Raw genomic sequence first — 11,940 nt, forward strand, 5'->3', positions numbered from 1 at the left:
TCCTTACTTGGTTGATTTTGTTGTGTTGATGAGTTCAGATGCAGCAAGCGCTAACGCCATCCATAAGCCAAACATACCAATAATGCCCAGCAGCCCAGAGCCGCCCATTGGCAGTTCGTATGGGTAAGCACCCACATCAAATTTTGGTATGGTTTGTACATCCATCATGGTGACCCAACGTAAATAAAAGCTCGCACACAAGGTCGTTAATGCAATCACAGCGAAACTCAGTCGATGCAGTTTTTTGATGTTTTGAGCCACAATAAAACAAAGGACAAAACCCATGCTGACAATGCTTAACCGAGTGATCCAATCGCTGTTTTCGTACAATGAAAAGTACGGATTATTTGAAGCCCAAAGCGGCATAAGAATAAAAGCGAGCAGTGAGCTTAATGTCATCACGCGTTTGATGAGAGATAAATCCCCGCTCTTCATGACGTCGTTATTTTCTGATGGGAACAGCCACAATAAAATTGCAGAGAAACCAATCGCACCTAAGAAAGCGGTGATAAACCAAAGCAGAGGAGAAGCGGCTTGATTCCATAATGGACGGCTTTCTACAATCGCAATTTCAGCGCCCGTATAAAGCGCGATGCTTAACCCTGATAAAACCGTGATCGCCGCGACGATTTTCATTTGTACGGCATTTATTTTCCAATCACCCAGAGTGAGTAAGCCCACTAATTTTGCGATTGGATTGGTGCTGTTTTTCAATTGGGCAATGTCATCACGTAAATATAGCCATGCTGTGAGTACTGCTAGCCCTGAGAAAAGAGGCAAGAATAACGATCCAAGAGACATCCAAGACCAAGGCGTAAGATGGAAGAAGAAATGCCAAGCACGACCTGGTTGATGCAGATCACCGGTTAATGCTAACGGGCCAACAATTGCGCCAATCGCGAGGGTTAATACCAATGCAGAGCGCATTTTATGGCTTGTGAATTGTTGAAATATCAAGCTCAGTAAAAACAAAATAGCAGCAGCGTAAGCAGAGCCAATGTATAAGAAATATTGCACGGCCCACGGAAGCCACGCGGTTGCTTGTGGTTGAACTAAAACTTCAGTGATGTTCATGCGTTTTCTCCTTTTGGATCATAAATCGCGGCTTTGCCTTCAATGTGAGACGTAAAGCGCTCGTCCATGCCGATATAAAACACGTGCGGTTGTGTTTCTTCTTCCGGTTTTAGTACTTTAATGTCCGCTTGGTTTTCTGCCATTAAGCGCACAATTTCACTGCTTGGATCATTCAAATCACCAATCACACGCGCGCCACCTACACAGGTTTCGACACAAGCGGGCAATAAGCCTTTTTCTAAGCGGTGAGCACAGAAGGTGCATTTGTCTGCGGTTAAGGTTTCTTCATTAATGAAGCGGGCATCGTAAGGACAAGCCTGAACACAATAAGCACAGGCTACGCAGCGTTCGTTATCCACCATGACAATGCCATCTTCACGTTGGAAGGTCGCTTGAACTGGGCAAACTTTAACGCAAGGGGGATTTTCACAGTGGTTACACAAACGCGGTAACATGAATGATTTGACGTTTTGAACTTCAGTCTCGCCATTATCTAGCGTGACTTCGTATTGTTTTACGGTTGTTCTAAACTGCCCAATAGGTGCTTGGTTTTCGATGGAACAACCCACGGTACAGGCTTGGCAGCCAACACATTTTCGTAAATCAACAACCATCGCGTAACGTTTACCTACCATGCCTTTGCGGTCTGGCTGGTTATTATTACGGATAATGGTATTGGCTGATAATGTGCCTGCGCCAGCGACAGGAATAATCGCAGCGCCTGCGGTAAGGGTGCCAAGACGACTGAGAAATCGACGTTTGGTATTGTCCATAAAACACCTTTTTGGTTAGGAGTTAGAGTGCATTTCATAATATGAACGGATTATTAAGAATTAAGTCAGTTCCGCCTATTGTGGTTTTCCACATAGCGTAAGGTGAGTTGATCTAAAACAAGAAAAAGAGTTGGGAAAAAAACAGAAGTTGTTATTCTTGGCGAGTATTTCAAATAAGAGCGAAAAGATAATGAGCAATGGATGGCAAATACAAGGTCGTAAAATCAGTCTATCGCTGTGGGTAGGGTGCGTGTGTTTGTTGTTATCTCATGCGGTCTTTGCTCAAGTGCAAACCGTTAATGTTGATGTCGGTGTATTGGCTACCCGTGGCGGGGCTGAAGCACAAAATCGTTGGCAACCGACGATGGATTGGGTGAGTGAACGCGTTCCTAATACTCATTTTGTTTTGCATCCTTTTACGCTTCAACAAATGGAACAAGCGGTCGAGAATCAAACCGTTGATTTTGTTATCACCAACCCCGGTCAAGCGGTACGATTAGGCAGACAATACCCACTCTCTTGGCTTGCGACATTAAGCAGCGCGAACACCACTCGTAAAAATGGAACCACCCATGCGATTGGCTCGGCGTTAGTGGTCCGTAACGATTCATCATTTTCGACCATCGAATCATTAAGTGGACAGTCCTTAGCTGCGGTCGATGAAAATGCCTTTGGGGGGTATCTGACGTTACGATTTGAGATTAATAAACTCGGATTAAGTCAATCAACGTACTTTTCAGATACGCAATTTTTAGGGTTCCCGTTAGATGCCTTAATTTATCAATTACGTGATAAACATATTGAGGGGGCGATTGTACCTGTGTGTTTAATTGAGAGAATGAACAAAGAGGGATTGATCGACGCCTCTAACTATCGAGTGATCAATAATATCGCACCAGACGATTTTTCTTGCGCCACCTCAACGCCGCTCTACCCAAACTGGTCATTTGCTAAAACAGGGAAAGGAAATGAACGATTAGCCAAACCGATCACGAGAGCTTTGTTGTCATTACCCAGTCATGAGTCTGCTGCCCTTGCTGCAAATTCGTTGGGTTGGACGTCACCCATTAGTCAGCTCTCCGTCGATAAATTGTATCAAGGTTTGGATATGCACCCATTGCAAAAACCGTGGTGGCAAGAAGCTGTAGCGTGGCTGAAGCAGAATCAACAATGGGGCTGGATGTTATTCATCTTAGTGATTGCACTTAATGGTTATCATTTTCTATTGGAATATCGATTCAGCCGCAGTAAACGAGATCTAGAAAGTATGCTTCATAGTTTAAAAGAGAAGAACTCGATGCTAGAACACGCTCAACGAGTGAGTATTGTTGGAGAGCTAGGAAGCAGTTTGGCGCATGAAATTAATCAGCCATTAGCCGCAATCCGTAATTACAGCCAAGGGGGATTGTTACGCCTCAAAAAAGGGTTGCCAGCGCAAGAGTTAATTCCCGTTTTAGAGAAAATAGAGCAACAGGTAATTCGTGCGGATAGCATTGTGCAGCGGTTACGTAAGCTGATTAATAAGCGGCAAATAGCCAAAGCTGAATGTGATATTAATAGCATCATTAGCGATACCTTAGCGTTATTAGAGTACGACTTTCAAAAGAAAAAAATTCATCTCACGCGAGATAATGCGGCTGAACCATGTCTTTTGTGGGGAGATGCCGTAGGCATACAACAGGTATTGCTTAATGTTTTTAACAATGCAGCAGATGCTTGTACGCAGCGCGAAGAACAAGAGAGCAATGTCACACATCAGATACATATCGAAACACAATGTGATGACACCAATGTTGTGATTAAAGTGCAAGATAACGGCATTGGGCTTAAAGAAGGCAGTGAGTTGTTATCTAAAGCGTTCTTTACCACCAAAGAGAACGGTTTAGGGCTTGGGCTTGCGATTTGTCGTGATGTGATTGAAACGCATCAAGGGCAATTTTTATTAGAACCAGCATCACCACAAGGGTGTTGTGTCACAGTAATATTGCCACGATTAAGTAGACTGTCGGTCGATAAAAAAGAGATCGAAGAATAATGTTTTTGGATAAGGAAATCGAATGTCTGAATTAAAGTTACCCGTGTATGTGGTGGACGATGATGAATCGGTACGTGACTCATTAGCTTTTATGCTCGAAGGGCATGATTTTTTTGTTTTTTCATTTGAAGATGGGCAAGCGTTTATCGACCAAGTGGATTTGATGAAGCCTGGCTGTGTTGTGCTTGATAGCCGAATGCCGATCCTTCGTGGTCAAGAAGTTCATTCCATTTTGAATCAACAACAAAGCCCATTATCCGTGATATTTTTAACCGGACACGGTGACGTACCAATGGCGGTGGATGCCCTAAAGTTAGGGGCGGTGGATTTCTTTCAAAAACCCGTCGATGGTGAGCAATTGGCTGTCGCTATTCATAAAGCCATTACTTATTCTCTTAGTGCGTATGAATTGCAAGGCAGTCGCATTGCCTTACTGTCTCTGACCGAAAGAGAGCATGAAATTTTACAGTTGATAGTAAAAGGTAAACGTAATCAACAGATTGCCAATGATTTGTGCGTGGCAGTTAGAACCGTTGAAGTTCATCGTTCCAGTTTGATGAAAAAATTCGATGCAAAAACGGTGGCAGACTTAGTGATGAGCTACGCAAAGATAAATGCTGGATAGCCGTATTGTGACAATTACATTACAAAAGCTAAGGGTTAAACGATGAATTATCTGATATAATTATCAATCGTTACTGGCCGTATTTTGTATTGCCTCTTTCTTTACTTTTGAATCGATATATTTAGTTACTATGCGTAGATTTTTTATATTAATCCCCCTTTTTTTCTCGTTTATGTCAGAAGCCAAAATGCTTGAATTTTGGAGTGCTTTTGGGGACAACGTAGATAAAAAACTGGCTGAAGAGTTTGAAGCCAGAACGGGTAATCAATTGATGATACGCAAGTTTTCTATCGATGAAATGAAAGCCGAATTACTATTAGCCTCTCGCTCAAAAAACTACATGCCAGATGTTGCATGGGTGCCTTCTGATTTTTTAGGTTTACATAAATTTATCGGTTTGAAAGCGATTCCTAAAGAGTGGATCAAAGAAGATCAATTAGAGAAAGCGGCCAAGCAAAGTGCGATGGTGGGTAATGAGTACATGGGTTTACCCTTGTTTCTTGGTAATCACCTCATGCTGTTTTATGACAAAAGTAAAACGTCAGAGCCAGTAACTCGTTGGGAACAACTGCAAGCGTTGTCAAAACAAGATCCAGATAAAACGCACATTGTGTTTAGTGTGAAAGACATGTATTTCTTCTCTGCGTTTTTTAGCTTATTCCATCCAGATATACCGCTTGATAAGATTATCTTTAATGATGAAAAAAGCATGGAGACATTGCAGTTTTATCATGATGTCGCCGCGACTAATCATATTCACCCTGAGTGCAGTAATGTGTGTGGGCGTCAGCAATTTATCGATGGTAAAGCGTCTTATCTAATCGATGGTGATTGGGCTGTTAGTGATCTGTCTGACGCTTTTGGTGACAACCTTGGTATTGCGTCACTGCCGAGTTATCAAGGCGTCCCGATGAAATCATTGTCTGCAGGTAAAGTCTTAATCATTACCAGAGGGGGGTATCAAAATCCAGAGAAACGCGAAATGATTAGGCAGTTAATGCTGCTATCTCAAGATGACGCGTTTTTAACTCAATTGATTAATAAACATCAGTACATCTCAGCATCAGAAGAGGTGAATCGTGTTTCAATGTCATCCAATAAAAACGTAATGTATTCGGTATATCAACAATATCTGCGCTCTCAACCGATGCCAACAAGTTTGCGTGTTTCTTTTATTTGGGAAGCCTTAGCAAGAGGGGCATCTCGACATTCTGATGGCATGCCAAAAAAGGAAACCATGGAATATATCGAAAATCTAATAGACCGATATTCTAAAAAGGTGGAGGAGCAGTGATCCGTCGTCCGTTTTTAAGTTTACGTAAAGTATTTACTTACGTATTGCTGTGCACTGCGTTGATTCCACTGATTTTTATTAGTCATTTTTTGACCAATAGTATTGGTGAGAAATTACTGAATCAAAAAGAACAACAAATCCAAAATGCGGTATCCACTATTGCTCAAGAGATTGTTATTGAATTTGATCGTATACAACAAAGTCTGAACTGGCTTTCTCGTGATCGTTTTAACATTCAAGCTCTTGATAATATTCTTTATTCTAGCGTAGTGATGCATAATTTGACGCGCTTTAGTGAGCTATCAAGTTTAATTAACAGTGTGTATATATTAAATGAAGATTGGGAACCATTGTACGATCTGAATGGTCGTTCATATCATTTCGAAAACAGTCAATTATTAAAAGAAATCAGTCAAGATAAGTCCATCTATGAGCAAGGGTTAACCGCGGTTCGATTTTATACTGAACCAAACCTTATTAAAGGGCTTTCATCGTCGGAAGGGATTACTTTAGTCACTCCAATGCTAGCGTACAATTTAGAAGGCTCTGGTCGCTATAGGGCGTCTGGTTATGTAGTGGTCTTAATCTCATTTGATACGATTGAGCAGCATTTTCAACATTTCCTTTTAGAAAATGAAAGTTTTAATATTAAGCAGCATGTAATCGGTGAATTGGAAGCGCTACAGAAAAGCGACAATGAAGCTTTAGAGCGTTTGTTTATCTTAGATAATGATTTTTTCTCGTCCGCATTGACGTTGGATATCTGTTATCAATTCTCTGATTTCTCTCGTTTAAAAGAGATGAAATCAACATTAGTTGCCTTGTTTACCGTGATTGGGTGGACTTTTATTGCGGTGTTATTGCTGTCGATGGGGATCACCCGGTGGATATCGAAAGAACTTCTTGAGATGGAAGAGATGATCGTCAGTTACGCATCAAATAAAGCGCCGAAAGAGACATATTTTCAATTTACTGAATTTAACCGAATGTCGGTGGTTCTTAGTAAAATGAGTGTGACTATTCGAAATCAATTGCTTGAGTTAAAGAACACAAATGATGAACTTAATAAATCTAAAAACTTAGTTGAATTGAGTAACGAAAAACTGTCGACCTTTAATCAAGAGCTTGAGATCCAAGTCAACAAACAAACGGCACAAATCAGTGACGCGTTATTTAGAGAAGAGTTGAATAAAAATAACTTAGCGGCGGTGATTGAATTTGGCTCAGAATACAAATCGTTGAGTTTTCATGAGGTTCCTGAAAAAGTGGAACAACAACTGAATAAACTGTTTCCTTATATCGATTGGAGATTGCGTTCAGAGCCTTTAGGTGAAAAAGAAGGGATACAAATAGTATCGAGTAACGATAAGTTGTTAGCGAGTCTGCATTTTATTTCGACACCACAGCTCGAAGAACAAGTACTTGTGTTTGAGCTTTTTGTTAAACAACTGTCTTCGTGGTTAGAGTTAGCGGACATTGCTCGAAGTGATGCGTTATTACCGGGAGGGAACCGTAAAGCGTTTGATGAAGATTTGTTGCATTACCAGAAACGATACCGAGATTCTGAGTTAGATTGGAACTTTGGTTTGTTTATCTTGGATGTGAATGGCTTAAAAGCGATCAATGATCAATACGGTCACAATGTCGGTGATGATTTGATAAAGGCCAGTGGTTATAATATTACAGAGGCGATATCGAACAACTCGAAATTTTACCGAATTGGAGGAGATGAATTCGCTCTATTGGTGAAAGGTGCTACGCAAAATGAGTGTGTATTGCTGTTTGAGCAGTTGCAAATACATCAACAACAATTGAGGTTTTCTGATAAAAACGCTCAATTGCATCCTGCACATTATTCTGTTGGATGGTCATGTTCAGACAACACCGAATTACTTAAGATGTTTACTGTTGCTGATGAACATATGTACCGAGAGAAAAGGGCATACCAGAAAAAGCAAAAATAACAGTGCTTTTGATGATCATGAATGAAAATAAAGAGGAATGTCGATGTCGGTATTCCTCTTTATTTATTTTAAACCATTAATATGTTTATGTTTTATTCAAAGCCAGATAACGTTTGTTTAAGTAATAGACTTATTTGTTGTTGTTGTTTTTCATCGAGCGCAGAAAAAAGGCTTTCTTGTAATGCGGCGTGTTCTTCAATCAACACATCAATTAACGCAAACCCATTCTCTGTCAGTGAGATCATCACACTGCGTCTGTCTTCTTTACTGTGTTCTCGAATGATTAACCCTTTTGATTCTAATTTATCTAATCGGTTTGTCATTGCACCAGAAGTCAGCATCATCGAGTTCATTAACTCTGAGGGTGTTAGCTTATGAGGTGCACCAGAGCGACGTAAAGTACTTAGAACATCAAACTCACCCATCTTAAGATCGTGTTGTTTATGTAACGCTGAAATATCACATTCAAGGTGTTTCGCAATTCGGAGTAATCTGCCCATTATTGCCATCGGGCCGGTATTCATCGTCGGTTTTTCATTTGCCCATTGAGCAACCACTTTATCGATAGCATCCATTTTTTATATTCCACAGCATAGCAACCGGAAAGTATCTTAACATAAAGATACTTTACAAGACGAGTCCAATCCCGTAAATTGAGGCTAAATCTATCTTCACATAAAGATAATTAACATGAATATACTATTAGCAATGATCCCGGCCTTCTTTTGGGGAACGACTTATGCCGTCACTCAGTTTACGCTTCCTGATTGGCCGCCATTATTACTAGGGGCTTTACGTGCCTTACCTGCTGGGTTACTTCTTTTATTCATTAAGCCAAGTTTACCAAAGAAAAGTGAATGGCCTATTTTACTTGTATTAGGGGCGATTAATATCGCGGCCTTTTTTAGTTTGATTTTTGTGATGGCGTTGACGCTTCCTTCAGCTATTTCTGGGGTCGGAATGATCTCGGTTCCTGTTTTTGCGATGATTCTGCACTGGGTGGTTTATAAGAAAATGCCAACGGCGATTCAAGCTATTTCAGGAGCGTTATTGATTTTCTTAGCATGGCAGTTGTTTGACCCGAGCCAGATAGTGTTAAACCCTGTTGGTTTGGCGGCAATGCTTACGGCGATTTGCTGCATTGTTGTTGGCAGTGGGATTACTAAATCGTTAGGTGGAAGAATGCATTGGTGGAAGGTGCTGACATGGCAACTTATCATTGGTGGTACATTTATGCTGATAGGCGCGTTGATTCATAGTCAGTTCGACAGAGAGCTGTACGTTAATGCAGTGACTCATATCAGTATGAATAATGTCTTAGGGCTTGTTTGGTTGCTGACGTTGAACACTGCGTTGGCTTATGGCATGTATGTATGGCTTTTACAAAGAATGACCGTGGTTGAATTTACTTTTGGTGGTATTGCAAACCCGATAGCAGGCATCGTGACAGGTTTAGTGTTAGTGAACGAAACCTTTTCTATGCATCAATATGCCTTAATGGCAGGCATGATCGTGGTTTCTTTATTACCTCAGGTCGTGATGATAGCAAAAAACAAAACACGTAAATAAAAAATGGCCCATTAGAGCGATCTAACGGGCTAATTTTCGAGATAAATAGAGATTACTTTCCAGTGACGCTAAATAGGATGATCGCGTCATGAACACCCTGAATAAACATCTGCATAGCGATAACCGTTAAAATTAAGCCCATTAATCGAGTCGTAATAGCGATACCACTTTTACCTACTTTTGCGATCAATTTTTGACCGTATAAAAAGCACACTAGGGTAATTAAACATAAGATAGCAAAAGACGAAATAGTCACGACAATATTAGTAAATCCACCTGACGCTGAATAATTCATCGCCGTTGCTATGGTTCCTGGTCCTGCCAGAATCGGAAGGGCGAGTGGAGATATTGCGATATCATTATCACTGGATGCTTCTTCGTTTTTGTCTTTACTGTTGTTCGGTGAAGTGGAGTGAAGTGTTGAGCTATTGCCTTGTAACATGTGATAACCCACCATGAAAACAAGAATGCCACCAGCAAGCCTTAATGCTGGCAATGTAATTCCAAACAGTTCAAAGATCCCTTTTCCTAAAATACAGAATAACGCAATAATAATGAAAGCCGTCGTTAATGCTTTAATGGCGGTTTTTTTTCGTTGTGGCTCTGATTGCTCACCCGTCATGCCAATGAAGACGGCAGTGTTTGCTATTGGGTTCATCATTGCAAAGAATCCCATGAATACGGTGACAGCCATTGTTGCAAAGTCGTGCATGATTCAATCCTTTTAAAAGGTTCTTATATTTATAGAGTGGCTAAGCATACGTGTTGATATTCGTATTGTCGTTATTTGCCTAATATTACGCAGTTTACATATTATTGATGCTGTTTATGTAATTACGAATTATCTGCGATAGTACTGCTTAAGTACATAATTTGTGTAATTTATTAACTCGCTTGTAGGTTAATAATTATTTCTTTGTAGGTCTTGGCCTACAAAAGTAAATCAATGCATTATTTTTCAATGACTTATTGGTATTTCTTGTAGTTGAGAATATTGACATTAACTAACTTGGCATTAGGCTTAGGCCTTTACATACGGTTCTTGGTGTTTTAAGCATGGGCAAAATATTAAATTTCATTGTGATCTTATTTCTGCCTGCGGTAGCGTATTCACACGAGATCAACCTCACTCCAATAGAAAAAGTGTATATAAAGAAAAATCCAACGATCTCAATTGCCGTGTTATCGGAGAGTTGGTCGCCTTATATAGAGAAAACACCAGTAGGCGAATATAATGGAATTCATATCGATTATATTAAAAATATAACGTCAATTATTGGCGTGAAGGTTAAATATAATACGTTTGATTCCGTCGATGAGTTATTAAAAAGCGTAGCTGAAGGTGAATCTGATATTGCCGTGGGTTTTAGCCAAACGCCTGAGCGTGATCGCACTTTCTCTTTTTCTGTTCCTTTTTTTACGGGCAGTGTTGCCGTTTGGTATCGAAAAACCAGAGCGGCTTATATGCCGATTCAAAGCCTATCTTGGGCTTGTGTCTCAGGGACTATTTACTGCGAAAGACTGAAAGAACAAGGGATTCGACAAATTGATGAGAAAAAGCATTTTTTAGAAGCGATTAATCTTGTTAATGAAGGCGAAGCGGATGCAATTATCGCCAACTATGTAACGATTGCAGAATACTTAAATGATTCTAATATTGTTAAAGGGACCACTAAATTACCAGAATGGCTAGAACCGGAAAGTGCGGGGGTTATTGCATCTAAAAAAAATAAGATATTGATTGATATAATAAATAAAGTGCTTAATGAGAAAGAAGATAGAGCCCCTCACACTCAAATAGAATCAGATAATATTTATCATCAAAGTGATTTACTGAATCTGGCTTATCGAAATATGAACGCGGAAGAGCAAACGATTAGATACAGTTTGAAAGAAGATTCTTATCCTTTGTTTTATCGTAATGATAAAGGTGAAATAACGGGCTATTTATTTGATTTTATTAAGTTAATTCAGGCTCGTACAGGATTGAAGTTTAAATACGTACCAAGCATTGGAAAAACGGCATGGAACAGTTTGTCTGATGGTGATATTGACCTTGTTCCCATTGCTTATCCTGGCGAAAATAACGACAGTAATATTACGTTAAGTCACCCTTATATCTCTATTACGTATCGCTCGATTGAAAAGAAAGATTATGTTGATGCAAACAAACCAACAGGGGTGTTAATCGCATCAAATAATACCAAAACAAGTTTAATTAGGTCGTTTTTTTCTAACTCGACAAAAACGTACGATGACGTTAAGTCATTATTAAATGATTTAGAGCTTGGGGAGATTCGTTGTGCTTATTTACCCAGTGATCTTATTGAAGGTGTTATTGCTAAAGATTTTACGGATCATTTTTCAATTGGAAAAAGCCCAGATCGAATTGTCGATATTTCATTTGCGGTATCTAAAAATAATGTCTTGCTGTCAGAAGTCATTAATGGCGTATTAGCCACTGTCGATCATGAAGAATTAACCAAATTAAAAAGAGGCTACAGGCAATTTAATGTTATTTATGGCTATGAAAAAAGTCTGGTCTATAAAGTTTTATTTTTATTTTCTTGTGCTGTTTTTCTGGCTTGTTTAGTCATTTATTTTTG

Annotated in this window: 10 protein-coding genes; 6 read left to right on the forward strand and 4 right to left on the reverse strand. The window is 39.8% G+C overall.

Features of this window, described 5'->3' with window-relative positions:
- Positions 1-3 precede the first annotated feature (3 nt).
- On the reverse strand, positions 4-1,074 hold the full coding sequence (nrfD, locus tag AACV33_RS03300) for an NrfD/PsrC family molybdoenzyme membrane anchor subunit (protein ID WP_065611763.1): 1,071 nt from the start codon (positions 1,072-1,074) through the stop codon (positions 4-6).
- Complete coding sequence (dsrO, locus tag AACV33_RS03305) at positions 1,071-1,847, reverse strand: sulfate reduction electron transfer complex DsrMKJOP subunit DsrO (protein WP_017023369.1); 777 nt, start codon at positions 1,845-1,847, stop codon at positions 1,071-1,073. The genes nrfD and dsrO overlap by 4 nt, the downstream gene beginning before the upstream one ends.
- Before the next feature lie 190 nt (positions 1,848-2,037).
- On the opposite strand from dsrO, the gene AACV33_RS03310 reads away from it, so the two are divergent.
- From AACV33_RS03310 to AACV33_RS03325, 4 genes are all read left to right on the forward strand, one after another.
- On the forward strand, positions 2,038-3,882 hold the full coding sequence (locus tag AACV33_RS03310; RefSeq protein WP_255458526.1) for a sensor histidine kinase: 1,845 nt from the start codon (positions 2,038-2,040) through the stop codon (positions 3,880-3,882).
- 22 nt (positions 3,883-3,904) lie between these two features.
- Complete coding sequence (locus AACV33_RS03315; RefSeq protein WP_182699856.1) at positions 3,905-4,507, forward strand: response regulator transcription factor; 603 nt, start codon at positions 3,905-3,907, stop codon at positions 4,505-4,507.
- 187 nt (positions 4,508-4,694) lie between these two features.
- Positions 4,695-5,801, forward strand: a complete 1,107-nt coding sequence (locus AACV33_RS03320) for a sugar ABC transporter substrate-binding protein (RefSeq protein WP_255458527.1) — start codon at positions 4,695-4,697, stop codon at positions 5,799-5,801.
- Positions 5,798-7,765, forward strand: coding sequence for a diguanylate cyclase (locus AACV33_RS03325; protein WP_182699858.1), 1,968 nt, complete (start codon positions 5,798-5,800; stop codon positions 7,763-7,765). The genes AACV33_RS03320 and AACV33_RS03325 overlap by 4 nt, the downstream gene beginning before the upstream one ends.
- A gap of 92 nt (positions 7,766-7,857) precedes the next feature.
- On the opposite strand, the gene AACV33_RS03330 is transcribed toward AACV33_RS03325, so the two are convergent.
- Positions 7,858-8,340, reverse strand: a complete 483-nt coding sequence (locus tag AACV33_RS03330) for a MarR family winged helix-turn-helix transcriptional regulator (protein WP_182699859.1) — start codon at positions 8,338-8,340, stop codon at positions 7,858-7,860.
- Positions 8,341-8,455: 115 nt separating this feature from the next.
- Between AACV33_RS03330 and AACV33_RS03335 the strand changes: the two genes are divergently transcribed.
- The gene (locus AACV33_RS03335) at positions 8,456-9,334 is read left to right on the forward strand and encodes a DMT family transporter (protein WP_065611759.1); all 879 of its coding nucleotides are present in this window, start codon (positions 8,456-8,458) and stop codon (positions 9,332-9,334) included.
- A 52-nt stretch (positions 9,335-9,386) separates the two neighbouring features.
- On the opposite strand, the gene AACV33_RS03340 is transcribed toward AACV33_RS03335, so the two are convergent.
- Positions 9,387-10,046, reverse strand: a complete 660-nt coding sequence (locus AACV33_RS03340) for a MarC family protein (protein WP_017023362.1) — start codon at positions 10,044-10,046, stop codon at positions 9,387-9,389.
- 344 nt (positions 10,047-10,390) lie between these two features.
- Between AACV33_RS03340 and AACV33_RS03345 the strand changes: the two genes are divergently transcribed.
- Positions 10,391-11,940 (forward strand): transporter substrate-binding domain-containing protein (locus AACV33_RS03345; RefSeq protein ID WP_182699860.1); only part of this gene is annotated, 1,550 nt, incomplete at its 3' end.

The organism is Aliivibrio sp. SR45-2, assembly GCF_963890165.1.
In the GTDB taxonomy this organism is placed as follows: Bacteria; Pseudomonadota; Gammaproteobacteria; order Enterobacterales; family Vibrionaceae; genus Aliivibrio; species Aliivibrio salmonicida.

Bases quoted from the DNA above. Each gene is read 5' to 3' on its own strand.
- AACV33_RS03335 (WP_065611759.1), top strand. From the start codon at position 8,456: ATGAATATACTATTAGCAATGATCCCGGCCTTCTTTTGGGGAACGACT.
- dsrO (WP_017023369.1), bottom strand. From the start codon at position 1,847: ATGGACAATACCAAACGTCGATTTCTCAGTCGTCTTGGCACCCTTACC.
- AACV33_RS03330 (WP_182699859.1), bottom strand. From the start codon at position 8,340: ATGGATGCTATCGATAAAGTGGTTGCTCAATGGGCAAATGAAAAACCG.
- AACV33_RS03310 (WP_255458526.1), top strand. From the start codon at position 2,038: ATGAGCAATGGATGGCAAATACAAGGTCGTAAAATCAGTCTATCGCTG.
- AACV33_RS03340 (WP_017023362.1), bottom strand. From the start codon at position 10,046: ATGCACGACTTTGCAACAATGGCTGTCACCGTATTCATGGGATTCTTT.
- nrfD (WP_065611763.1), bottom strand. From the start codon at position 1,074: ATGAACATCACTGAAGTTTTAGTTCAACCACAAGCAACCGCGTGGCTT.
- AACV33_RS03320 (WP_255458527.1), top strand. From the start codon at position 4,695: ATGCTTGAATTTTGGAGTGCTTTTGGGGACAACGTAGATAAAAAACTG.
- AACV33_RS03315 (WP_182699856.1), top strand. From the start codon at position 3,905: ATGTCTGAATTAAAGTTACCCGTGTATGTGGTGGACGATGATGAATCG.